The 24,630-nt window shown below is 60.3% G+C and carries 17 protein-coding genes and 1 pseudogene; 11 read left to right on the top strand and 7 right to left on the bottom strand.

Annotated features, from left to right (window positions below):
* Window positions 1–43: 43 nt before the first annotated feature.
* From ACWNC0_RS00920 to ACWNC0_RS00910, 3 genes are all read right to left on the bottom strand, one after another.
* The gene (locus ACWNC0_RS00920; protein ID WP_449468938.1) at window positions 44–1,648 is read right to left on the bottom strand and encodes a GMC family oxidoreductase; all 1,605 of its coding nucleotides are present in this window, start codon (window positions 1,646–1,648) and stop codon (window positions 44–46) included.
* A 207-nt stretch (window positions 1,649–1,855) separates the two neighbouring features.
* Complete coding sequence (locus tag ACWNC0_RS00915; RefSeq protein ID WP_196227127.1) at window positions 1,856–2,182, bottom strand: Rieske (2Fe-2S) protein; 327 nt, start codon at window positions 2,180–2,182, stop codon at window positions 1,856–1,858.
* Window positions 2,179–2,943, bottom strand: coding sequence for an SDR family NAD(P)-dependent oxidoreductase (locus ACWNC0_RS00910; protein WP_449468936.1), 765 nt, complete (start codon window positions 2,941–2,943; stop codon window positions 2,179–2,181). Before ACWNC0_RS00910 ends, ACWNC0_RS00915 begins: the two co-directional genes overlap by 4 nt.
* Before the next feature lie 288 nt (window positions 2,944–3,231).
* On the opposite strand from ACWNC0_RS00910, the gene ACWNC0_RS00905 reads away from it, so the two are divergent.
* The 6 genes from ACWNC0_RS00905 (at window position 3,232) to ACWNC0_RS00880 (ending at window position 11,928) form a co-directional block, all read left to right on the top strand.
* Window positions 3,232–4,080 carry a TetR/AcrR family transcriptional regulator gene (locus ACWNC0_RS00905; RefSeq protein ID WP_449468935.1) on the top strand — a complete coding sequence of 283 codons (849 nt, stop codon included), beginning with the start codon at window positions 3,232–3,234 and terminating at the stop codon, window positions 4,078–4,080.
* Between the two features lie 443 nt (window positions 4,081–4,523).
* Window positions 4,524–6,902 (top strand): TonB-dependent receptor, encoded by a 2,379-nt coding sequence (locus tag ACWNC0_RS00900; protein WP_449468934.1) that lies wholly within the window; start codon window positions 4,524–4,526, stop codon window positions 6,900–6,902.
* Window positions 6,871–7,449, top strand: coding sequence for a VOC family protein (locus ACWNC0_RS00895; protein WP_449468932.1), 579 nt, complete (start codon window positions 6,871–6,873; stop codon window positions 7,447–7,449). Before ACWNC0_RS00900 ends, ACWNC0_RS00895 begins: the two co-directional genes overlap by 32 nt.
* The gene (locus ACWNC0_RS00890) at window positions 7,446–8,963 is read left to right on the top strand and encodes an FAD-dependent oxidoreductase (protein ID WP_449468931.1); all 1,518 of its coding nucleotides are present in this window, start codon (window positions 7,446–7,448) and stop codon (window positions 8,961–8,963) included. Before ACWNC0_RS00895 ends, ACWNC0_RS00890 begins: the two co-directional genes overlap by 4 nt.
* A 54-nt stretch (window positions 8,964–9,017) precedes the next feature.
* Window positions 9,018–10,448: a hypothetical protein gene (locus ACWNC0_RS00885; RefSeq protein WP_449468930.1), complete on the top strand. Its 1,431-nt coding sequence runs from the start codon at window positions 9,018–9,020 to the stop codon at window positions 10,446–10,448.
* A 25-nt stretch (window positions 10,449–10,473) separates the two neighbouring features.
* Window positions 10,474–11,928: an acyl-CoA reductase gene (locus ACWNC0_RS00880; RefSeq protein WP_449468928.1), complete on the top strand. Its 1,455-nt coding sequence runs from the start codon at window positions 10,474–10,476 to the stop codon at window positions 11,926–11,928.
* A 137-nt stretch (window positions 11,929–12,065) separates the two neighbouring features.
* Here the strand turns inward: ACWNC0_RS00880 and ACWNC0_RS00875 are convergent, their stop codons facing one another.
* The 4 genes and pseudogenes from ACWNC0_RS00875 to ACWNC0_RS00860 form a co-directional block, all read right to left on the bottom strand.
* Window positions 12,066–12,728, bottom strand: a complete 663-nt coding sequence (locus ACWNC0_RS00875; protein ID WP_449468926.1) for a TetR/AcrR family transcriptional regulator — start codon at window positions 12,726–12,728, stop codon at window positions 12,066–12,068.
* 122 nt (window positions 12,729–12,850) lie between these two features.
* Window positions 12,851–13,234, bottom strand: a complete 384-nt coding sequence (locus ACWNC0_RS00870; protein WP_449468925.1) for a VOC family protein — start codon at window positions 13,232–13,234, stop codon at window positions 12,851–12,853.
* A 132-nt stretch (window positions 13,235–13,366) separates the two neighbouring features.
* Entirely contained in the window at window positions 13,367–15,052 is a 1,686-nt protein-coding gene (locus ACWNC0_RS00865) for an FAD-binding protein (protein ID WP_449468923.1), read from the bottom strand.
* Between the two features lie 79 nt (window positions 15,053–15,131).
* Window positions 15,132–15,880, bottom strand: a pseudogene (locus ACWNC0_RS00860) (SDR family NAD(P)-dependent oxidoreductase).
* Between the two features lie 235 nt (window positions 15,881–16,115).
* Here ACWNC0_RS00860 and ACWNC0_RS00855 point away from each other — a divergent pair.
* The 5 genes from ACWNC0_RS00855 (at window position 16,116) to ACWNC0_RS00835 (ending at window position 24,549) form a co-directional block, all read left to right on the top strand.
* Entirely contained in the window at window positions 16,116–17,738 is a 1,623-nt protein-coding gene (locus tag ACWNC0_RS00855; RefSeq protein ID WP_449468921.1) for a GMC family oxidoreductase, read from the top strand.
* An 81-nt stretch (window positions 17,739–17,819) separates the two neighbouring features.
* Window positions 17,820–19,445 (top strand): FAD-dependent oxidoreductase, encoded by a 1,626-nt coding sequence (locus tag ACWNC0_RS00850; protein WP_449468919.1) that lies wholly within the window; start codon window positions 17,820–17,822, stop codon window positions 19,443–19,445.
* Window positions 19,446–19,506: 61 nt separating this feature from the next.
* Window positions 19,507–20,370: a sugar phosphate isomerase/epimerase family protein gene (locus ACWNC0_RS00845; RefSeq protein WP_449468917.1), complete on the top strand. Its 864-nt coding sequence runs from the start codon at window positions 19,507–19,509 to the stop codon at window positions 20,368–20,370.
* 67 nt (window positions 20,371–20,437) lie between these two features.
* Window positions 20,438–22,066 (top strand): FAD-dependent oxidoreductase, encoded by a 1,629-nt coding sequence (locus ACWNC0_RS00840; protein WP_449468916.1) that lies wholly within the window; start codon window positions 20,438–20,440, stop codon window positions 22,064–22,066.
* A 236-nt stretch (window positions 22,067–22,302) separates the two neighbouring features.
* Window positions 22,303–24,549: a TonB-dependent receptor gene (locus ACWNC0_RS00835; protein WP_449468914.1), complete on the top strand. Its 2,247-nt coding sequence runs from the start codon at window positions 22,303–22,305 to the stop codon at window positions 24,547–24,549.
* Window positions 24,550–24,630 lie beyond the last annotated feature (81 nt).

Below are 24,630 nucleotides of genomic sequence, written 5' to 3'. Positions count from 1 at the left end.
AGTCGCTCGCGGTTCGCGCCGCTTCCTATGTCGTTTGCACTTGTCACGCATGGCTGCGTCCCTTGATCAGGTCCGCCGCCTTTTCGCCAATCATGATGGCGGGCATGTTCGTATTTCCGCCGACGAGCGTCGGCATCACCGACGTGTCGGCTACTCGTAGCCCGCCAATGCCCCTGACCCGCAGGCGGGCATCGACGACGCTGTCATCGTCCGATCCCATCTTGCACGTACCGGCCGTGTGATAGTCCGCACTTGCGTTGGCACGGATGAAGGCGTCGATCTGGCTGTCAGTCTGTACGGACGCGCCCGGCGACAATTCATCGCCGCGATAGGGATCGAAGGCGGCCTGGCCGAAAATCTGGCGGCACACTCGGATGCCATTGCGGAAATCGACCATGTCCCGGGCATCGCTGAGGTAGCGGTGATCCACGACCGGCGCGGCCTGCGGGTCGGGCGAGGCCAGCGTCACATGGCCACGGCTGTGGGGCCGGACGACGCAGACATGCGCCATGAAGCCGTGGCGCGGCATCAGGCCTGTCAGCGTGTCATTCATCAGCGCCAGCACCAGCGAGAGCTTTATGTCCGGCTCAGCGAGGTCCGGTTGCGATCGCACATAGGCGACCGCTTCCATGCCGGTGCTGGCGAGCGGCCCCGTGCGGAAAGCCAGATATTGCGCAAAGGCCAGCGCCCCCTTCAGCGGGCTGACATATTGATAGTGGGATACCGGCTGCGTCACCGCCTGCTTTACATAGGTGGACAGATGGTCCTGAAGATTCTGACCGACGCCGGGCAGATTATGGACCGGGTCGACGCCGACCTGCGACAGGGCCGAAGCGTCACCGATGCCGGACAGCATCAGAAGCTGGGGCGAATTGATGCCGCCGCCGCAGAGGATCACCTCGCCTCCTGCACGAAGGTCCAGTTCCTGCCCTTTTTCACGGATGCGAACGCCGACGGCGCGGCCATTTTCGACCAGTATCTTGAGCACTTGCGCGCCCAGACGCACCTCCAGGTTCGAGCGCGAGCGGAACGGCTTTATGTAGGCGGTCGCCGCGCTCCACCGGCGGCCCCGGCTGACGAACATGTCGACGGGACCGGCGCCATCGCGAACCGCGCCGTTGGTGTCGTCATTATAAGGGTAGCCAGCTTCTTCGCAGGCTTGCAGGAACGCCTTGGCGAGTGGATTGTGGACGCCGGGGCGGCTGATCCTGACCGGCCCGGAGTGACCGTGCCACCGCGCATCGCCGCCCGGCTCGTAACTTTCGGCCCGCTTGAAATAGGGTAGCACGTCCTCATAGGACCAGCCGGAATTGCCCAGCGCCGCCCACCGATCGTAATCGCTCGGCGTGCCTCGATCATAGATCATGCCGTTGATCGAGCTGCCGCCGCCCAGAACCTTGCCACGGGGCAGGAAAAGGACGCGGTCGTTCAGCTCTTCCTGCGGCGCGCTCCTGTAGTTCCAGCTATGCTTGCCCGACGTCAAAAGCGGCATCAGCCCGCCGGGCGCATGGATGAGGGGATCACGGTCAGCGCCCCCCGCCTCAAGCAGGATTACCTTGTGGCGGCTGTCTTCCGACAAACGGTTGGCGACGGCACAGCCCGCCGCTCCCGCGCCGACAACGATATAGTCCGCGTTCAATGGCCGCACTCCGGCAACGAGATCCGTCCATCGTTAAGGGGAGCCGCGCCGCAACAGCCGACCATCGCACAGTGGCGGAAATGCAAATGACCTTGCAACGATCCTACTCCTCCAGGACGCATTTCGCCCCAATTTTTCCCCGGACGCCGTGATGCGCCCCGATCCACTTTATGCGACCCTTGTCACATTACGCAATGGCGGCCGACCGCAGCTGTCTCAACTTACCTCCGCAGGCACCGCGACCTCTACCTGGCCATCCACGACACGTGTTTCAAACGTGCGGAGCGGCTTGTCCGTCAGCTGACCCTTGGGATTTCCGGTTCGCAGGTCGAAGGGCATGCCATGTTCGGGGCACAGCACCATGCAGCGCCTGATGCGTCCGGCTGCCAGGGAAAAAGCGCGATGCGTGCATTCATTTTGCACACAGAAAAACTCTCCGTCCGCATGACACAGCAGAAGGTCCAAGCCGTTCACTGTTATCGGCTTGCTGCTGTTGTTCGGCAGATCGGCGGCCGCAGCGACGGGAAGGAAGTCGGCGCTCATGCTATGGTCAAGCCTCCATCAACGACAAATTCGGCACCCGTCACATAGGACGCCTCTTGCGATGCCAGGAACAGGGACATGTTCGCGACATCTTCCGGTCGGCCCAAGCGACCGAGCGGGATCGGCGCAGTGGCGGCGTCGATAGCGGCCGGATCGCCCTGAAGCAATTGGTCGACCATCGGCGTTTCGATCGTGCCGGGATGCACAGAATTGCACCGGATGCCATAGGGCGCTTCATCGAGCGCGACACTTTTGGTCAGCGCACGAACGGCCCCCTTGGTAGCGGCATAAGCAGCGCTTCTGTGAACGCCCGTCAATGCGGCAATGGACGAGATATTGACGATGGAACCGCCGCCATTGGCGCGCATGTGCGGGATCACCGCCTGGCAACCCAGGAACGTGCCCCGCAAATTGATTTCGAAAAGGCGGTCAAGCATGGCAACGGGTGTGTCAGAAACATATGCCGCATGATAGATGCCCGCATTGTTCACGAGAATGTCGATGTGCCCGAACCGTTTGAGGGCTTCGGCTGCGAGTTCCTGCCATCCCTCCTCCTGACGGACATCCTGCGATCGGGACAACGCAATGCCGCCTTCCTGCGTGATGGATGCCGCGACCGCCGCAGCACCCGCTTCGTCAAGGTCCGTCAGGATCACCGACGCACCTTCCCGAGCGAACAGGCGGGCGGTTGCCGCGCCCATGCCGTGCATCGAGCCAGCGCCTGTGATAATTGCCGTCTTGCCAGACAGTCGACTGCCCAACGCACCTCTCCCTACAGCCCGCTCCATAACCGGCGTGATCGATCACCACAGCCTTTCAGAGACAGACAAATGTCACATAAGAACCATCTATCGCGCCAGCGGAAAGCTGTAAAGCGATATCGTGCGCTAGGATACTATTTTTGCAACATCGGAGTTGACAGCCGTTGTCGAACCGACTTCACTTGAAACCTCACCCCGCTATGATATGGTTCAATGATGAAAAAACAGGGACTGGCGCCGCTCAAAGGTAAAGCGGAGAAAATATCGGCGAAGATCAAACCTCACAGTTTGAAAACCGATTCCGAGCCCAATACCCTTCAGTTTCTTCAAAGCGAGTTGCTTTCCGAACGGGAGAAGCTGGGGCAGCGCGCGCCGGGCAGAGCCCGCGTCGACCGGATCATCGAAGCGACGATTGAACTGCTCAAGGCGCATAAGCCAGCTGACATCTCCATCGCCATGATCGCCGACCATGGCGGCATCACCCGGACATCCATCTATTCCCACTTCGCCAGCGTCGAGGAGATATTGGGCCAGATCGCCATCCGCTTCGTCCAGCAGACTGGCGTCGAAGTTGAACGCTATGTTCGGCGGCGCAAGCCGGAAAGCCTGGAGCAATTGGTCACGTTGATGATCAAGGGAATCCAGGATTATTTCAACCAACCCAGTCCAGCAAAGCCGGGCGCCCTCGCCCGTCACATTCCGTTCGAATCCCGCCATTTGGTGCGGGATTTCGACAAGGTTGCCGCCCTGCCCTACCATACTTTGTGGCATACGGGCTGGGCGATCGAACCACTGTCGGAAGAAGACCCGTTTCGTACCCTTGTCATCATCCAGTCAGCCATTTTCGAAGCCAGCATCCAGCAGCAGGGCAAGATCACGGATCTGGCGGTAAAGCAGGCGACAGAAGTCGCGCTGGATTTTCTCGCTCGGGCCGAAGCGCGTTACGGTGCGGCGCCGGAAGAAACCACGACCGCAGAGCTCACGCCGGAAGACAGAATAATGGCGGCCGCCCGAACCCTGGCCGCGCACGACGACCCGGCACTCATTGAGATGGCCACGGCGCAGATCGAATTGCTCGCGTCCACGGTCACCAAATTGGCGGCCAAGCCCGCGGCGAGGCGTCGCAAGAAAGCGTGAATTGAGCAATGCCGACGCTGTGTCGGCACTTTCGCTGAGGGTCCCCGGCGCTGAAGTTCCCCGGCCCAGCGTACACGACTGCTGGGCGGGTGGCGGTGAAGGACGAGTTGTTCGCCTTCGCATCACCGCCGCATCTCCGTAACCCGGCATCCGTCCGATTACGGCATTGTTCCGCGCCCATGATGCCGACGCGGTGAGCGGCGGCGCCGCTCCCTTGCCCCCTTTTGCCCTTGCTTTTCAACGCCCGACAAGCGTCAGATATTGGTCGGCGATCACCGGCTTGGTCCTACGGCCTATTATCCAACTTTCCATTATGTCCGGAATGGGTTTTCATATGATCCGTGGCTGTCCCAGGACGAGCCATCGGTAATCAGATTTATAGTCGCGCGAAAAATGACGCGACAAACGGAAAACCGACAACAGACATAAATGGAGGGGATAACATGCGGACCTTTACAGGAACTTCGCTACTGGCGCTCAGTTTGGGCGTGATGGCACCCGGCAATGCCTTGGCGCAAGCTTCAGGCGGATCGACACAGTCATCGTCGGCGGAACTGGCGGACATCATCGTCACCGCCCAGAAACGGGCCGTGCCGTTGCAGGATGTCCCCGTCGCCGTGACGGCTTTCACCGGCGAGGCTATGCGCGCGTCCAACCTGGATGCGTTGACCGGGCTGCGCGGCATGGTGCCGGGCATGACGATCTCGCGCTCCGGCGCTGCGCTCAACACGCCGCAGATCAGCTTGCGCGGCATCTCGCTTCAAGATCCCAACCGCGCCGTTGAATCCGGCATCGGTTTCACCATCGACGGCATTCCGCTGGCATTTCAACGCGGTACGCTGCTCGACGCGTTCGACATCGAACGACTGGAGATTTTGCGTGGTCCGCAGGGCCTGCTGTTTGGTCGCAACACGACGGGCGGAACGGTGAACGTCATCCGCTCCCGTCCCGATCCCGACGCTCCCACAAGCGGCAGGCTGCGCGCGACGGTGGGCAGTTTCGGACGAACGGACTTTGAAGGTGTCGTGATGGCGCCGATCATCCCCGGCCTTTTGGCGGTCAAGGGCGCGATCGCGATCAAGAAGCATAATGGCGAGTTCCGCAACAGCATCACCGGCGATCGCGAAGGCAAACGCGATATGCGGGATTATATGCTGTCGCTGGTCGCTACCCCTTCAGATCGGACCAGCATCTACCTTTCGCTGGAGCGGATGGAGGATGATAGCGAAGTGCCGCCCTATGTGCCGGTCCTGACCCCCGACCTTATTCCGCTGACCGGCCCCAAGCTGCTGACGGCCAATGGTCTGGGCACGCTGGGATATCCGACTTATGTCACCGGGCAGAATATACAATGCCTCAATCCTGCAACCTCGATCGTTTGCAGGCCGCTCAGCAAAAAGCGTAATGATGTCGAGACGACGCAGTTTCCGGCCTATTACAATCTTAATGCAGTGACGCTGGAGGTCGCGCACGAACTTGATGGCGTCAAGTTGGTCAGCCTGTCGGGTTATCGCGAGGACGAAGAAGATCAGCTTGGTGACTTTGACGCGACCCGTTTTGCGATACAGCGTAACGACAAGCGGGAAAGCTCCTGGCAGTTTTCGCAGGAGCTGCGTGCGGAAACGCAGTTCGACGGCCCGATCAACTTCGTGGCTGGCGCCTTCTTCATCGAATATGCGTTCACCGCGCGGCAGTTCCCGTCGGTCGATTTTGCCGGACTGTCGGCGACTACCGCGCCGGGCACGGCCTACTTCAACTCGCTCAACGCCTATCGCATCCGGCAAAAGAGCCGTTCCTTCGCCTTATTCTTCCAGGGTGACTGGGACATCACGGACAAGCTGCGCCTGACGGCGGGTGCGCGGCAGACATGGGATCGCAAGCAGACGAACTTCACGCTGTGGGGAAGGCTACAGCAGCCGATCCGCGATCAGTTCGTGCTTGGCCCGCAGCAAGGGCCGGTGAGCGCCTCGGTCAAGTTCGACGAGCTGACGCCGCGCATCGGGTTGCAATATAAGATCCAGCCCGACCTGCTGGTCTACGCCAACTGGAGCCGGGGCTATAATGCGGGCGGGTTCAACGGCCGCGCGGGAAGCATCGTCAACGCCGTCATTCCCTATCGTCCTGAAATCATGGATGCCTATGAAGTCGGCTTCAAGAGCGAATGGTTCAACCATCGGGTTCGCCTGAACGTCGCGGCATTCCACAACACGCTGAAGGACAAGCAGGAAGATGTCCTGACGGTCGCACCGGGCGGCGGCATTGTTACGGCGACGGTGAATGCAGCCAAGGCCCGATACAAGGGCGTGGAGGGCGAGCTGGCAGTGGTCCCTGTCGCCGGATGGACGATCACCGGATCGGCGGGCTATCTGGACGCGAAATATCTGAGTTTCGTCGGGAACCTTGCGGGTCAGGGCCTTGCGGACCTCTCGGACCTGAAGCTGCGCCGTACGCCTAAATGGACCGCGGGCCTGATCTCCGACTATGCTTTCGATCTGGGGGCAGGCCGAGCGGGACTTAATGCCGCGCTCTATTACACGTCGCGTTACGAAACGAGCGTTCTCAATGATCCACGCGGGTCTATTCCCCCGGTGACCAAGGTCGACCTGGCCATGCGCTACCAGTTCCCGGTGCATGACAAGCTGAACATGACGCTGACTGGCTTCGTCAAGAATGTGACGAACAACACCACTTATGACGGATTCACGTCCAGCAACACGATCGGGTCGTTCATCGACTTCGCGATCCCGTCGGTCGGCAGGACCTGGGCGTGTCCTTGGCGGCAGACTTCTGATGGGGTTGGAAGAACTCATCCCGCGCAATGAGAGGATGGCGCTGTTGCAGAATTGCTGGGTCGTGGCGGACCTGGACGATGCGATGGAGCGGTGGCTGTCCATGGGGGTCGGGCCGTTTTTCCGGCGCGACTCCGACTATCCTGACGCATTGTATCGCGGGCGGCCCGAGCCGCTCGCTTTCAAGGCGGCGCTGGCGCAGGCGGGGCCGGTTCAGATCGAACTGATCCAGCAGACGAGCAAGGGGCCGTCCGCCTATCGCGACATGGTTCCCGAAGGCCAGATCGGCTTTCATCACATGTGCCGGATAGTTCACAATGTCGGCGAAGAAATCGGGCGCCTGAGAGCGCGAGGCATAGAGATGGCGAGCGAGTTCCGGTCGGTCGGCGGGGCGCAGGTCGCCTATGCCGACACCCGCAATGAACTGGGCTGCATGCTGGAACTGGTGCCCGCAGAGCCGGTGTTGATCAACCTGTTCCGCGACGTGGCGCAAGCCGCGCAAGATTGGGACGGGACTGATCCCGTCCGCATGCTGGAACTTAAAGACGGCCCGGCCGCACAAGTGGGAGGATCACAGTGAAGACAGAGGCAGCCAAGACGCTGGACGAAGTTACGTTCGCGACGACGGCGGATGTTGTAATCGCGGGGCTGGGAGGGGCTGGCGCTTCCGCCGCGATTGCCGCGGCCGAAGCGGGCGCAGAGGTTTTGGTCATTGAAAGGACGTCTGGCGGGGGAGGCTCCACCGCCATGTCCGGTGGGTTCATCTATCTGGGCGGCGGCACGCCTCCGCAAAAGGCCAATGGCTTTGCCGACACGCCGGAGAATATGGCCCGGTTTTTAAAGGCCACGCAGCCGAAGGCGGCCGTGGACAAGATCGAGGCCTATTGCGAGGGTAGCGTCGGCCATTATGACTGGCTGATGTCGCTGGGCGTCACGTTCAACGAACGCTATTTCGACGGCAAGCATTTCCACCCCCATAGCGATGAAACGCTGGTGTGGACCGGAAGCGAAGCCTGCTGGCCATTGTCTGAAGCGGCGGAGCCTTTCCCGCGTGGTCACAAGCCGGGCGGCGGATTTGTCGGGCATCTGCTGTTCGACCGGTTGCTCCAGCGCCTGCATGAACTCAAGGTGCGCGTCGTCTACGATGCAGCGGTCAACGCGCTGGTCCGGGACGACGCAGGCGCGGTCGTTGGCGTCCAGTATCGGCAGGAAGGCCGCAACATGGCGGTGGCGGCGCGCAAGGGCGTGGTGCTGGCGACCGGCGGTTGCGAGTGGGACCGGGAACTCGGCCTTGCCCATGGATCGAAAGCTGGGCGGGAGGGCATCGCTCCGCTGGGCGTGCCGACTGCCGACGGATCAGGCATAGCGCTGGGCCAGAGCATGGACGCGGCGACCGTCGGGCTGGATCAGAGCATGATTACATCGCCCTTCTATCCGCCCGCCAGCCTGGTCAAAGGCATATTGGTGAACAGCGCGGGCCGCCGCTTCGTGGCGGAGGACGTCTATCACGCCTGGTCGACCGACGCGATTTTGAACCAGCCCGAGGGCAAGGCTTACCTGATCTGCGACAATGTCAATTTCGGACGGCCGGAGCTTGGAGACATCCGATCCGAGCGCAAGCATGAGGTCGTCGATGCCTGGGACAATATTCCGGAAATGGAAGCCGACCTTGGCATGCCTGAAGGGTCGCTGGTGGAGACGATCGGCAATTATAATCGCTATGCCGCGACAGGATATGATGAGGAATTCCGCAAGAATCCCAAATGGCTCGCCCCGATTTCGGAGATACCCTATGCCGCGATCGATTGTTCGGTAGGTTCGGCCTATTTCTGCTGCATCAGCCTGGGCGGTGTTGACACTGACGTCGATGGGCGGGCGCTGAAAGCCGATGGCACGCCTGTTCCCGGCCTTTACGCGGTTGGTCAGGTGGCCCCCAATCTGTCGGTCGAAGGCTGGGGCTATGCGAGCGGTCTGCTGATCGGCGGCGCGACCTTCTTCGGACGCAGGGCGGGCAAGGCCGCCGCCGCCGAACCCCTCCGCCACGCTCTCGATCCCGGGTCGAAGCGCCCCGAATTACCGGCAGATGTCGCCTGATCACGCGCGAACGATCGGCCGCCCCTCATATACCTATCATTTTAGGAGCATTTCATGACATCCACCCCGACGGCCAATCTCTACGAAAGACTGGAAGAAGATCCCTGGCGCTTTCTGGAACTGAGCCAGGAGGAACTGTTCGACCTGGATTATGCCGAGGTCGAAAAGATCCAGCTCGCCCTGTTCCAGCGGCGGTTCCGCGATTTGAAGCCCAAATTGCGCGCGCTCCAGCGTCTGGCCGAGGAAGTCGGGCTAGAGGAAATCAGCGGGTTCGATGACCTCACACGTCTGGCGATGCCGCACACCATGTTCAAATCCTATTCCGCGCTGGACGTGCAGAAAGCGCGCTTCGACAAGCTGACCCGCTGGCTTCAGGCGCTTACGACGCACGACCTATCCGGCGTTCATGCCGAACATTGCGAGTTGATCGAGCAATGGTTGCTGGAAGTAGAGCGTTCGACGCCGCTGCGGCCGGTCACCTCATCGGGAACGAGCGGCAAGATTTCGCTCTTCCCCCTCAGTACCGTCGAAGAAACCCTGTTCGTTGACAAGAACACCTATATCGTCGAGCCATATCGCGACGAACCGGGTATTTACGCAAAGAGCGGCGAATATGTTTTCGTCTGTCCCTGGCCTTCGCGTTACGGCCGTCACAACATCCCGCTCATCATGCGTGTCCTGAAGGAAAATTGCTACGACGGCCGGGAGGACATGTTCATCACGCTGGACGACGGCACGCTGACCGCTGACGAGATGTGGTTGAACGGACGGCTGCAACGGGCGCAGGCGCTGGGCGAGGAATTGGAGCTGAGTCCGGCCGAGCAGGCAATCGCCAGTGCGCTCGCAACTCGTGCGTCCAATGCGGACGAACGGTGGACCCGCTTCATCGAGAATGCCGTGGTTGGCCTTAAAGGTCAGAAGGTCATGTTCTACGGGGCTCTCATGAACCTCTACCTCATGGCCGAGGCGTGCCGGAAGATGGACATCTTCGTCGAATGGCATCCCGATTCCATGATCATGACCGGCGGCGGGAGCAAAGGGTTCAACTTCCCCGAAGGGTGGCGCGATGTCGTCGCCGAACGCTTCCCGCATCATGTGCCGGGCCGCGTCAAGGAAGTCTACGGCATGACCGAATCCAGCTCGACAGCGGTTTGCTGCCCCCATGACAAGCTGCATCCCCTGCCCTGGGGCATCACGCACCTGATGGACCCGGCGACCGGCCAGTCGCTGCCGCGCACCGGCACGCAGACAGGACGCATGGTCGTGTTCGATCCCATGCCCACCACCTTCTGGGCCGGGGTCATCACGGGCGATCAGGTGACGGTCCATTTCGACGGCGGATGCGCATGCGGGCGCAAGGGTCCGTTCATGGACAATGACATCAACCGCATTTCGGAACTGAATGGCGGGGACGACAAGATCGTGTGCGCCCGGACGCCGCAGGCCTTCCAGAGCCTGGAAGATTTCCTGGCCAAGGCGTCCTGATCCAATCTGTCTCGGAGTATCGAAGATGAAAGAATATACTATCCCGCTCATCATCCGGGGCCGCATCATAGAAGATGACCTGGTCCGCTTTGAAGGGCGCCGGGGAGAAATCGCGTTCCTGACCCCCGATGTGAACAAATATCTGGACCAGATCGTTCTGCGCAACGGCGCTGACCTTCAGGATTATTATTCCGTCGGCCTGGACAATATTCTCGACTTCCTGGAGGAATTGGGCCGCAGGCTGCACCCGGACACAAATCCCGACATTCGGTTGGCGCTGGAAATGAACATGCAGTCGTCGGGCCAGTCGCCCGACATATTGCGCACCGCCTATGTCTCCTTTGCTGCTAATCTGCGCCGGACCATCGTCGAGGAAGCCGTCGATCAGAATATCGGCCGCGACTATCTGGAAGGCTGGAAGGCGAGGCCACTGCACGATCGCGACGCGATGGTGCGCGCCTTTGGATCGCGCATCGTTCACCTGAACGCAGGCAATGCACCCAATGTGGCCTTGCACGCGGTGATCAACGGGGCCGTGCTGCGGTGTGACAATATCGTCAAAAGCCCGTCGAACGACCCCTTCACCGCCGTCGCCATCGCCAAGACGATGATCGCGATGGACCCCGACCATCCGATCACCCGCCACATGACCGTCGCCTATTGGAAGGGCGGCGACCTGGGCTTTGAGAAGAAGCTGTATGACACGCGCAACATCGACAAGATCGTTGCCTGGGGCGGCCCTGCGTCGATGAACCACATCCGCCAGCATCTGACCTCCGGCCTCGACCTGATCGCGCTCGATCCCAAGGTCAGCGCTTCGATCATTGGTGCGGAAGCGCTGGAATCAGAGGAGCAGATGGGCTGGGTCGCCCAGCAGCTGGCTAAGGATTTCGGCTATTTCAATCAGGAAGGCTGCGGCAACAGCCGCCTGGCCTATGTCGTGTGCGGCAGTGATGATGCGTCGCTCGACCGGCTGAACCGCTTCGGTCGGCTGGTGCATGAGGCGTTGCAGGCCCTGCCCGCCGCCTATAGCTCCCCCCACCCCGCGTTCGACCCGGTGCTGCGCGACGAGATAGAGGGCATCCGCTATTCCGACGATTATCGCGTGTTCGGCGTCAAGGCGAATGAGGGCGGCGTCATCGTGTCGCAGCAGGCGGAGGCGGTTGAGTTCAGCGACCGGATCGGCGGGCGCGTCATCAATATCATTCCCGTGCCGGACCTGGATGCAGCTGTTGCAGCCGTTACCATCCACACCCAGACGATCGGCATCTATCCCAATGCGGCGCAGGCGGAAATTGCCGATCGATGCATGTTGCGAGGGGCGCAACGCCTCTCACCACTGGGCTGCATCGCTTATGAAGGGCTGGGTTATCCGCATGACGCCATGGAAATCATGCGCAGGCTGGCCCGCTGGGGTGTTCGCGAGCAATTTGACGAAGCCGTTGCGGAGGCAGGCGCCGGGATGATGTGCGCCGCCTGACGAGGCGGGGCACATTGCATGAAGGGGAGCGGGATCATGGATTCTCCGATTGGCCGCTCAATATTACGATCTTCCCCGATCGGGCGGCTCCGGTCAAAGCTCCCCTTCCTTTTTAACGCACGATTAAAGCACCGCCGTCAAATTTGGCGGTATCGCTCGTCGATAAGCTGGACGGCCTCTTCTTCCCAATTGTCCAATATGTGACTGATCTGGTGGCCGATCTCCGACATGATCTGCCCCACCAGCATCGGTGAAAGGACAATGGAGATGATGGAAAAGGCCGCAACTTGCGGGTCGGTGTCCGCCCGATAATATCCCTGGCTCACCAATGTCCGGATCAATTCCTGCATCCGGATGAAGCTGCCTTGTGATTTCTTCTGCCGGTAGGAATGCCACACGGTCGAATAGGGGCGGAAACTTTCGATCAGGACCACGCTGGCCGTGCCCCGGTGAGTTTCCAGCACCTTCATCCAGGCACTGACGATCTTGCGCGTGGCGTCCTGGCAATCGGTCAGGAACAAGCTGTTGAGATCATTGAGTATCTGCGCGATGTCGCTGCTCAGATTATCCAGTGCCGCGTCGATCAGCCCGTTCTTGCCGTGATAATAATAGTGGATCATGCCGGCGTTGGTGCCGGCGGCTGATGCGATTTCCCGCGTCGTCAGATCCAGATGACTCTTGTTCCGCAAGCCATGCTCCATTGCATGGAGCAGTTCGTTCGACACTTCGCGGTTGTCGGAGACCGTAGGCCGACCACGCGCGGAACATGCGCCAGGGCGGGCGTCGCCTGCGTTCGTCATGGGTACCTCTCCATCACTTTATCGATGCAGTCACTCCCGCCGACATTGTCCCATGAAAGGAAGAGAGGCGCAACCGCTACCGAAGGTGGCAGCGCTGCGCCTCGCTCATGGGTCGGTTGATCTTACTGCGGAAGCTGGTGCAGCGCGCAGAGCTTGTTACCGTCCGGATCGCGCAGATAGGCAAGATATAGAGCCCCCATCGGCCCCTCGCGCACGCCCGGGGCGTCCTCAATGGGAACGCCGCCATTGGCTACCCCAGCCGCATGCCATGCGTCCGCCTGCTCAGGCCCCTGAACGGCGAAACCGATCGTGCCGCCATTGGCATGCGTTGCGGGCTGGCCGTCAATGGGCTTGGTGATCAACAGCGACAGGCCGTTGTGCATGTAGATCAGCCGTCCGTTATCATCGACGAAGGCCTGTGCGCCGCCAAGCGCTCCCAGCGTCGCGTCATAGAAGCGCTTTGATTTTTCTATGTCATTGCTGCCAAGCACGATGTGCGAAAACATGAAACTCTCTCCATAAAATGCCGTCCTTGCGGGCGGGAATGTGCAGATGGGAGCTGGGTTTATTTCGAAATAACCGACATTTGTCAATAACAGCATGGGCTGTAGATTGACAGATGTTAGTCAATCAACCATTCAGGCGGGAGCGAGCGCGTCCTGCTTCGCCTCTCGCAGGCAGGACTGAGCAGCCCTGCGGCCTGTGAACACGCAATCCGCGAGGGAAAGGCCGCTAATGTAGGTGCGCGATGGTATGCTTCCGGTGGCCCGCCCCGCAGCATAAAGGCCCGCTATGATGCTGCCATCGGCGCGCCGCACAGCGCCTGTCGCCTCTTCGAGCGCCAACCCTCCCAAAGTATGGAAGGTGATGAAGCTGTAACGGTTGGCGAGGGACACATTCATTGCGACATAGGGACCGTTGCCGAGCGACTTCAGATGATCCTTCAGCTTTGAAAAGTCGTCGTCATGCCGGTTGCGGACCATGTCTTCATAGCGGCGTACGGTTTGGCGCAGGCGATTGGGATTGATGCCGCATTTCTCCGCCAGAACGTCCAGATCCCTTGCGCGCTTGGTGCCGCCGAGCATGAGGTTCAGCATGGCGGGCGCGCCAAAGCGCATGAATGCGTCCAGACCGTCCGTTGCCACCTGGCGCATCGCCTTGCGAATGTCCTTGGTGGACATGATCAGCCACGCCTTGCCCTCCGGCTGGTCGGCAATGGCGCGGCCCAGCGTGCCGACATAGACGGCTTCGTTGGCGAACCGCTCCCCTGCCTGATTGACGAGAATGCCATCCAGCAACGCCGCCGGAGGAGATTGGACCCGGCCGACGAACATCGCGTCCATGCCCACGGTATCCGCGCCCAGCGCCGTGCCCAGCTGCACGGCCGTGCCATCGTCACCCAGAGTGCCGAGGCGCATCATGGTCTTGTAATGCTTGCTCAGCATGGGCGCATGTTGGCCGAGCATGTCGAGGTTGAAGACGAAACCGCCCGTCGAAAGGATAACGCCAGTCTTCGCTCTGATATAGCGCAACTGGCCATGTTCGCGCTCCATGACGCGTGCCGCCTTGCTCGCAGCCTCGGCCTTACTCTCCTTGAACGGAGCGGTAGGTGGGAACTTGTCGTAATATTTCTGATGCTCGGCATGTTTGGCGGCCGGAAGCTCCAGCGCAGCGACGCCGACGACGCGCCCGTCACTATCGACAACGAGGCTCTGAACGATCGTATGCAGCTTCTTGCGAATGGCTGACCGATCCGCGGTCTCGCGCAAGGCGCGATACAGCTTGTTACCCGTAAAGCCGCGCCCCAGCGTTCGGTGCCCTCGCGGTGCTGGCCGGGCGTCGCGGCAATAGGCCTCCACCTTCTCATTGCCGGAATATTGCAGGAAATAGCCCTCCGGCGGATAGGTCGTCTTTCCGGTGTAAAGTTTCGTCCCGAACACGACGCCATGCGACTGCAACCATTGCAGATTGCCAGCACTTTGATCGCAAAAGCGTTTCAGCGTCTCGGGCTGAACGACATCGCCGACCTCCAGCCGAAGATATTTCAGCATGTTGTCGGGATCGTCCTCAACGCCGTTTTGCCGTTGAATGTCGGTCCCTGCGGCATAAACGACGCCGCCGCTGAAGGCCGTTGCGCCACCGCCATTGAAGCGGTCTATGGCAATCACGCTGGCGCCGTTTTCCACCAGTTCGAGCGCTGCACAAATTCCCGCGCCGCCGTAACCCACGACGACAACGTCAGCCGTGTCGTCCCATTGGAACATGTCGGCATTGTCGATGGAAATCACCGGCTGACCATCTTGGGAAATCATTTCATCTCTCACGCCATCATTTCCTTCGAAGATATTTCCGCGCCGTAGTTCATCATCGATCCGCACAATCCGCTTTTCCGCAAGCGTCCGATTACAACCTCATGCCGCCGCTTGCCTGAATGATCTGTCCGGTGAGCCAGCCCGAGGCCGGAGATGCGAGGAACAGAACGATCTGCGCTATGTCGTCGGCGGTGCCGATACGGCCCAGCGCGGCCATGCTTTTGAACATGCGCATTGCCTCCTCACTGTCCCGATAGCCGTTGATGAGGTCGGTATCGACCGGTCCAGGGCGACAGCATTGACGCGAATATTGCGCGGCGCAAGCTCTACCGCCATCGAAACCGTGAACGAATTCACCGCCGCCTTGCTCATGGCATAGGCAAAGCCGGGCGGCTGCGCCATCAGCCCGCTCATCGACGAAATATTGACGATCGCGCCGCCATCATTGAAACGCTTCAACGCCTGTTGGGTGACCAGTATCGGCGACTTGAAGTTGACCCGATACATGCTGTCGATTTCTTCTTCATCGATCGTCGTGATCGGAGAGGTTCGTCCCGCGCCCGCATTATTGACCAGAATATCAAGTCGCCCTCCGGCCTGTTCGTCAAACTGCTGGAACAGCTGCCTCACTCCTTCGGAATGGCTAAGGTCCGCCTGTACAATCACCGCGTCGCCGCCTGCTTCGCGCACTTCGGCTGCCGTCCGCTCGGCGCCTTCACGGCGAGAAGAATAGTGCGCGACGATCCGCGCACCGCTTTGCGCCAGGGCAACGGCGATCTGCCGCCCGATGCCTCCCGAGGCGCCGGTCACCAGCGCAACCTTTCCGTCCAATACAGCCATTTTCGCACCTCTCCCAGTCAATTGCCCGAAACTTGAGGCCGGGCCAGCCGTCTTCGCAAGACGGCGTCTTACGGTATCATTACCTGACTAATGTCTGACAAACTGTCAATACTGCCCGCATATGTCCTTGATATGCGGTCGGGCTGACAGAGAAGGGAAAGGCCATTGTGTCCGCCAATCCGCCGTGTCATAGAAGCGTATATAAGACGAATGTCATTTAATTTCTGGAGAGGTCATGACTGAGGAGTTCGACTTCATCATTGTTGGCGCGGGCAGCGCCGGTTGCGTGCTTGCCAACAAGCTTTCCGAAAATCCATCGAATCGGGTGCTGCTTCTGGAGGCCGGTGGCGAGAACAAGCACATGTTCGTTCGCATGCCAAAGGGCGTGGCGAAGCTGGTCGGCGACCCGACATTCGCACAATATTTCCCTGTCCAGCAGCCGCGTGAAGAAGGACTGGACGCGAGCGAGATTTGGCTGCGGGGCAGAGGCCTGGGCGGTTCCTCCGCCATCAACGGCATGATCTATATCCGGGGCCAGCCTGAAGATTACGAGCAATGGGAGGAACGCGGCGCCAAGGGATGGGGCTGGAACACCATGCTGCGGTCCTTCAACGCGATCGAGGATCATGAGCTTGGCGCATCCAACGAGCATGGCGTCGGCGGCCCGGTGCATGTCTCGACCTCCAAGTTCCATTATCCGCTTGCAGACCGGATGATCGAGGCGGGCAAGCAAATGGGCTTGCCGCGCAACGACGATTTCAACGCCGGGAGCCGGGAAGGCGTCGGCTATTATCATTATAATATCAAGAACGGGCGCAGGCAGAGCGCGGCGGTCGCTTTTCTGGACCCGATACGCCATCGGCCCAATCTGGTGATCAGGACGGGCGTACAGGTGGACCGCATCATCATCGAACAGCGCCGGGCCAAGGGCGTCATGTGCAGGATCGGCGGGCGCAAGGCGGAGTTCCGCTGCCGGGGCGAAGTCATCGTGTCGGCAGGCGCGATCGCATCCCCCAAGCTGCTCCAGCTTTCGGGGATCGGACCAGCCGAGGATTTGAAAGCCGCAGGCGTCGATGTCATCGTGGACAGCCCGGACGTAGGCCGACGGATGCAGGAGCATCCCATCTACGGCATCAACTACGACTTGCAGGGCGAGAAGGGCCTGAATCATCGCTATCGCGGCCTGGGTCTGGCCCGTAGCCTGGCCGAATATTTCCTGTTCAAGGGCGGTCCGATGGCGACGGTCCCGCAGGAAGTCGGCATCTTTGCCCGCAGCCGTCCAAGCGTAACCCGTCCGGACATTCAGTGCTTCGTTGGTGGCGTCACCCTGGCGCAGGGCGAGGCGGATGTCGCGGTTCCGACCAACGGGGTCAACAAGACGCCTGGCATGATGATCGCCACGGCGATGCTGCGGGCCACCAGCGAGGGTTGTCTTACCATTACGTCGCCCAATGCCGACGATCCTTTGCGCATCCACCCCAACTGGCTGACGACGCAAGAGGATTGCGAGACAGCGGTCGCGATGGTGCGTTTCGTGCGCAAGTTGATGACGCAACCTGCCATCGCGCCCTTCGTGACTCGCGAGATCGCGCCGGGGCTGAACGGCAATGACAGCGATGACCAGATATTGACCGCCGTACGCCGTCATCTGAGCTGCGGCACCCATGCCGTGGCAACGTGCCGGATGGGCAGCGATGACGAATCCGTGGTCGATCCACGCACGCGCGTTCGCGGAGTGGATGGCCTGCGAGTGATCGACTGTTCGATCATGCCCAACCTGACCTCTGGCAATACCAACGCACCGGTAATGGCAATGGCCTGGCATGCGTCATCGCTGATCCTCGAAGACGCGCGCTGAAGGCGACGTAGGGCAGCCGCGCGCAAGACCCGCAAAGGGCGTGCGCGGCCAGCCATGGGATAGAATGCAGGAGAGATAATCGTGACGACCCAATGGGATGAGGAAACAGACGTTCTGGTGGTAGGCTCTGGCGCCGCCGGTTGCTCTGCGGCGCTGGCCGCCCGGACGGCTGGCGCAGAGGTGCTGCTGCTCGAACGCACGGATAAGCTGGGCGGCACGAGCGCGGTTTCAGGCGGCGTGCCGTGGATCCCCAACAACCATCATATGCAGGAGATCGGGCGCAGCGATTCCCGCGAACAGGCCCTCACCTATCTTCGCCGCATTTCGCTCGGCAAGATGGACGACGTCATGATCGAAACCTTTGTGGACACGGCGCCGCAGGTGCTGCTGTTCCTCGAAAAGGAGACCGATCTTCGCTTCCGCGCGCTCCAGATGCCGGACTATCATCCTGAATTTCCCGGCGGCAATATCGGCCGTTCGGTGACTGCGGGGATTTTCCCCGCTGGGCAGCTTGGCGAATTGCGTCCCGCGCTCCGGGCGAGCGCGCATTTCCCTATCCCCATTTCCATCGCCGATGTGGAGGACGGCATCAACGTGCTGGATTCCGAGATTATCGGCGGGCGCCTTAATGAAGATATGGTCGGCATGGGCGGCGCGTTGATGGCGGGCCTGCTCAAGGGCGCCATGGACCATGGCGTCCGGATCAGGCGCAATGTCCGCGTCCTGCGGCTTGTGCAGGAAGGCGATGTCGTGGTCGGCATAGAGGCGGACAATGACGGCAAGCCCCTGCGTATCGGCGCGAGGAAAGGGGTGATCCTAGCCTGCGGCGGGTATGAGTGGAACGAGGACATGACCCGGCAGTTCCTGCGCGGCCCGATGCATGGCCCCCACAGCCCGCCCTGGAACGAAGGCGATGGGCTGAAGATGGCGATCCAGGCAGGCGCGTCGCTCGGCAACATGTCGGAGGCATGGTGGCAGCCATCAGTGACGATACCGGGCGAAGAATATGACGGGCGGCCGCTCGTCCGGCTGACCGGCATCGAACGCTGCGGCCCCGGCTCTATCATCGTCAACCGGACAGGTCGCCGCTTCGTCAACGAAGCCTGCAACTACAATGACATCGGGCGAGTATTCCAAGCCTTCGACCCTGTGAACTTCGACTATCCCAACCTGCCCGCCTGGCACATCGTCAGCCAGGATTATATGGATCGCTTCCCCTTCCTGACGCGCTATCCGGGCGATCCGGTGCCATCCTGGATGGTGAGCGCCGACACGCTGGCCGAACTGGCGGGCAAGATCGGGGTCGATCCCGTCGGGCTGGAGGCGGAAGTCGCGCGCTTCAACGATAATGCCCGCAAAGGCGTCGATCCCGACTTCCATCGCGGCGAAAGCGTCTATGAACTATATTGGGGCGATGCACAGGCAGAGGGCGCCGCGAAGACGCTGGGGCCGCTCGAACGCGGTCCCTATTATGCGGTGGAAACCAAGATCGGAACGATCGGGACGAAAGGCGGCCCACGCACCAACGAGCGGGCCGAGGTGATGAGCCTTTCGGGCGGCATCGTCCCCGGCCTTTACGCAGCGGGCAACGCCATGGCGAGCATCATGGGCATGGCATATCCGGGCGGCGGTGCGACGCTCGGCCCCGCGCTGACCTTTGGCCACATTGCTGGCCGGGAAGCCGCGCGCGGATCAAACCGCTTCTGAACACCCTATTGAGCGGAAGCGGCCCTCCCCCTTCCCGCGATGTTGACGAAGGAATTTCATCATGAATGATCCGAAAATTGTCGCGACCTATTACACGATCGCGGGCGATGCTTATCCCGGCGCGCCGGTCGCCAGCCCTTTCCCGCTGGAACGGCGCGCCGCTGCGGCCGTTGCTGCGGGCTATTACGGCATGGGCCTGTCAGGCGATGATCTGGCCGCGAACGTTGCCTTGCATGGCACGGCGGGAATTCGCCGCATCCTGAACGACGCCGGTGTCCAGTTTCTGGAAATCGAGTGCCTGACCGACTGGTTCGCAAAGGGCGAAGCGCGGGCCGCTTCTGACAAGATGCGTCGCCTATGGCTGGACACAGCCGTCGAGATCGGGACCAAGCATATCAAGATCGTTGGGGACATCAGCGATAGCGGCGTATCGATGGAGACCATGGCCACCGACTTCCGGCTGCTCTGCGATCAGGCTGCGGAGGTGGGCGCCCATGTATCCATCGAAGTCTTTCCCCTGGCGAATATCCGCGACCTCAAGTCGGGGCGGCAACTCATCGAAATGGCCGGGACGGATAATGGCGGGTTGTTGATCGACATCTGGCACATGACGCGTCCGGGCATCCCCTATGAAGAGGTAGCCGCCCTTCCCCCCAGCTATATCAAGCATGTTGAACTGGACGACGCGGCTGCTGAAGTCGTTGGCGGTCTTTTCGACGATTCGACGGACAATCGCCTGCTGCCGGGCGAAGGCAGCTTCGATGTACCGGCATTTCTGCGAGCCATCGCGGCGACCGGCTATGACGGCTGCTACGGGATCGAGATATTGTCGCACGAATTCCGCGCCCTTGAGCCGGAGGAAGCAGCGAAGCGATCCTTCGACGCCGTCGCGCGGCAGTTCGCGCTGGCACGGGAAAATGCCTGATCGGCCGTGGCGGCGCCTTCAATCGGGCGCCGCTGCAAGGACCATATGACAGTTTCAGGAGGACAGGGTGTCCGAGCAGGATGGGATTGAAGAGACCGACGTCATCGTGATCGGCTCGGGCGCTGCGGGGCTAGCAGCTGCCCTAAGCGCGCGTCACGCGGGAGCAGATGTCGTCATTCTGGAACGTTCGGAAAAACTGGGCGGGACCACGGCGATGTCGGGGGGCGTCCCCTGGATTCCATGCAACCACCATATGCATGAAGTCGGGACCAGCGACAGCCGCGAGGCGGCGCTCACCTACATGCGCCGTCAGTCCTTGGGCCGCATGGATGACGAGATGATCGAAACCTATGTCGATCAGGGCGCAGACGTCATCAAATTCATCGAAGCACTGACGGACATTCGATTTAGGGCGCTCAAATGGCCCGATTATCATCCCGAGCTGCCCGGTGGGACATTCGGGCGGTCCCTGTCGGCGGGATTGTTTCCCGGGAACAAGCTGGGGGAATTACGGCCCAGATTGCGGAGCAGCCTGACCTTTCCCATTCCGGTGTCGAGCAACGACCTTGAGGACGGCGTCGATATCTTCGACCCTGCCATAATCGGGGACCGGCTGGAAAAGGGGCTGGTGGGCGTCGGCAACGCGCTTGTGGCGGGGCTAACCGCCAGCGTGGTTGAGAAGGGCGTGCGCATCCTGTTCGGCATGCGGGCGCAAAGCCTTGTTATGCATGAAGGCGCAGTCACGGGCGTGGCGGGCAGCAAGGGCGGCGAACCCTTCGAGATGCGCGCCCGGCGGGGCGTCATCATTGCCAGCGGTGGCTTTGAATGGAATGCCGGTCTGGTGAAGGACCTGCTGCGCGGCCCGCACGAAGGGGCGGCGAGTCCGCCGGACAATGAGGGCGATGGCCTGTTGATGGCGGCGGAGGCCGGGGCTGCCCTGGCGAACACCGATGAGGCGTGGTGGATGCCTATCATGAAGATTCCGGGCGAAGAATATGATGGCAATCCCGCTATCCGTTTTGCCGTGACAGAGCTGACGAAGCCAGGGTCGATCATGGTGAACCGCAAGGGACAGCGGTTCGTGAATGAAGCATGCAATTATAATGATCTTGGCCGCTCCTTTTTCCAGTTCGACGCTCAGACGTTCGACTATCCCAATCGGGAGGCGTGGATCATTTTCCATCAGGCCTATCTGGACAAATATCCTGTACTCACGCGTTACCCGGGCGATCCCTTGCCGAACTGGATGATACAGGCGGCGTCGCTGCGCGCCCTTGCCGAACAGATCGGCGTGGACGCCGATGGGCTGGAGCATACGGTCGAGCAGTTCAACAGATCAGCTCGGGAGGGCAATGACCCCGCCTTTCACCGGGGCGAGAGCCAATATGATCGCTACCATGGGGATTGGTCGCTGGAAGGCGCATTGCAAACCGTCGGGCCGCTGGATCAGGCGCCCTTTTACGCCTGCCGGGTCTATCCCGGGGTTCTAGGAACGAAGGGCGGCCCGAAAATCAGCGCAAGAGCGGAAGTGCAGAATTTGCGTGGAGGTAATATCCCCGGCCTTTATGCGGCTGGCAATGCCGCCGCGAGCATTACCGGCATGGCTTATCCCGGAGCGGGCGGAACGATCGGCCCGGCACTGGTCTTCGGCCATATCGCTGGCCGAGAGGCTGCGGTCAGGACGAACCGCAGATAGGCATCCCAAAAATAGATACATATATTTATCGTTCGCATGTTTACTTACTTGACAGCCGTCGTTGATGGTGCTGGAATGCGCTACCTGATAGAGGTGCAGCAATTAGCACCCAATGCGAAGCGGCCGAAAATGGTACTACTTCATAACAAGGTCAGACAAAGAAAACACAATATTCGCCTTGTCACACTTTCGGTCGAATAACTTATAATTATAATATTTAGTCGAGGGGAAGATCAATGAAGAAGAAGGCATTTTCGATCGTTGGTTTATTATTGGCGAGCGTGGCCCCTGCGCCCCTGCTTGCCCAGACGGATGCAGCCCCGCAAAGTGACGCCGCGTCGACTTCCTCGCCAGTCGGTCTCCAGGAGATCATCGTTACGGCTCAGCGCCGTAGCCAGAATTTGCAGGATGTCCCCGTCGCGGTAACGGCGTTTACGGGAGAAGCTCTGGAGACAAAAGGCATTTTCCGCGTGTCGGACCTTCAACAGGCCGACTCTTCACTGTTCGTCTCACAGATGTCCGGCGTTGTTGTGCCATTCCTGCGCGGCGTCGGAAATCCCGGTGCATCGACACCGGGTAATGAGGCAAGTGTTCCCGTCTACATTGACGATGTCTATTATTCACGTCTTGCGAGCGCCTATCTTGAACTGGCAAACATCGAACGCGTTGAAGTGCTAAAAGGCCCGCAAGGCACATTGTTCGGCCGCAATTCAACTGGCGGCCTGATGCAGGTATTCACGCGCGATCCCGGCGACACCACCGATCTTTCGGCAACGCTGGGCTATGCCAATTACGATACGATCAGCGGCAAGCTGTATGCGGCGACGCCGCTGGGTGAAGGCGTCGCCGCCGGAATCTCCTTCAGCGGTTTGAACCAGGGCGATGGATGGGGCAAAAACCTGTTCACCGGCAAGGATACGTACCGCCGCAAATTCTATAATATCCGATCGAAGGTCGTGTTTGAACCGAGCGACACGACAAAGATCCGCCTGAGCGGCTTTTATACCTATCAGCGGCAGAATCAGGGCAATTCGGTCCGTATCTATCCGGGAACGACCCGTGGCTATCCGCTGGGCTCACCACTTGAGGGCACCCAATATTTCGATCCGCCGGGCTTTTACGATATCAACGAGAATACCGAGATTTTCCATCGTCTGCGCGGTTGGGGTGGTGCGCTCAAAATCGACCAGGAACTGGGCTTTGCGGATTTCACCAGCATCACTTCCTACCGGAAAGCCAAGGAATTACTGAATTATGAGGGCGATCATACCGAATTGAACTGGCTGGCATTTCCGATCAAGATCGGAGACCGGCAGATTACCCAGGAACTTCAGTTGAAGTCTTTGCCTTCATCGAAGATCAGCTGGATATTGGGCCTTTTCTACATGAATTCGCGCACCGACGTGAATATCGCTCTCAATGGTGACGCCCTCACTCTGAACGGTCTTGCCAGCCAGAATATTGGTAGCCAGCAAAGGATCGAGTCTCTGGCTCCCTTCGCACAAGCGACCTTCCCCGTCGTGGATGACAAGACGAATGTCACGCTTGGCCTGCGCTACACGAAAGATCGCGTGGAAGGGAACGGCCGTGTTTCGCTGACACCGCTAGTTGGGGCCGACATTCCAGCTGGAAGCTATCATCAGGTCGCCAACTTCGACAAATGGACCTACAAAGTTTCAGTCGATCACAAATTTACCGACGATATCATGGCTTATGCGACATGGAGTCGCGGCTACAAGTCGGGTACGTTCAATACTATTCCGCTGGCCGCCCCGCCGACCAATCCGGAAACGGTGACGTCCTACGAGGCGGGTTTGAAGATGACCCTGTTCGATCGCAGGGTGCGCGCTAACTTTGCCGCGTTCCGCAACGACATCAAGGACCCGCAGGTCCAGCTCGTCCAGCTCGTGGACACGCCAGCTGGGCCGACACCCTTCGTCGCCTTTGCCAATGCGGACAAGGCGCGGACAAAAGGTTTCGAATTCGACACGACATTCCTGGTGACCGAGCGGTTGAGGCTCGACCTGGCGGGGCAGTATCTCTGGGCGAAATTCCTCAGCTTTGACAGTGCGCCGATCAACGTTCCCATCTTCGCCCCGCCTTGGGGCGTCGCCCTGGCGGTGGGCGATGTGGGTGGGAACAGGCTTTCCCAGACCCCGAAATGGAAAATCAACGCTGGCTTCAACTATGATCTGCCAACCTCTGTCGGTCAGTTCAGCTTTGCCGGTCAGATGTCCTATCGTTCCAACCTGAAGTGGGACCCCGACAACATTTTAACCGAACCGAAGCTGACCCTGTTCAACGGCAGCATCTCGTTCAAGCCGGAATTCAATGACAAGCTGACCTTCCGCTTGTGGGGCGCGAACCTCACCAACGAGAAATATTTCAACAACGAAATTCCGCAGACCGATACGCCCGCCGGTGATCTGGGCGGCGTTGGTGATCCGCGGACGTACGGGGTCGAAGTCCGCTTCGATCTCTGATCACGGGCGCCTGCATGGTTGCTGAAAAATAAAAGGATGACCCGCGCCAGGTTAAACTGGCGCGGGTCATGAACATAGCCG

This window comes from Sphingobium chungangianum (assembly GCF_977014255.1).
This window is presented reverse-complemented; position numbering and strand designations above follow the sequence as displayed.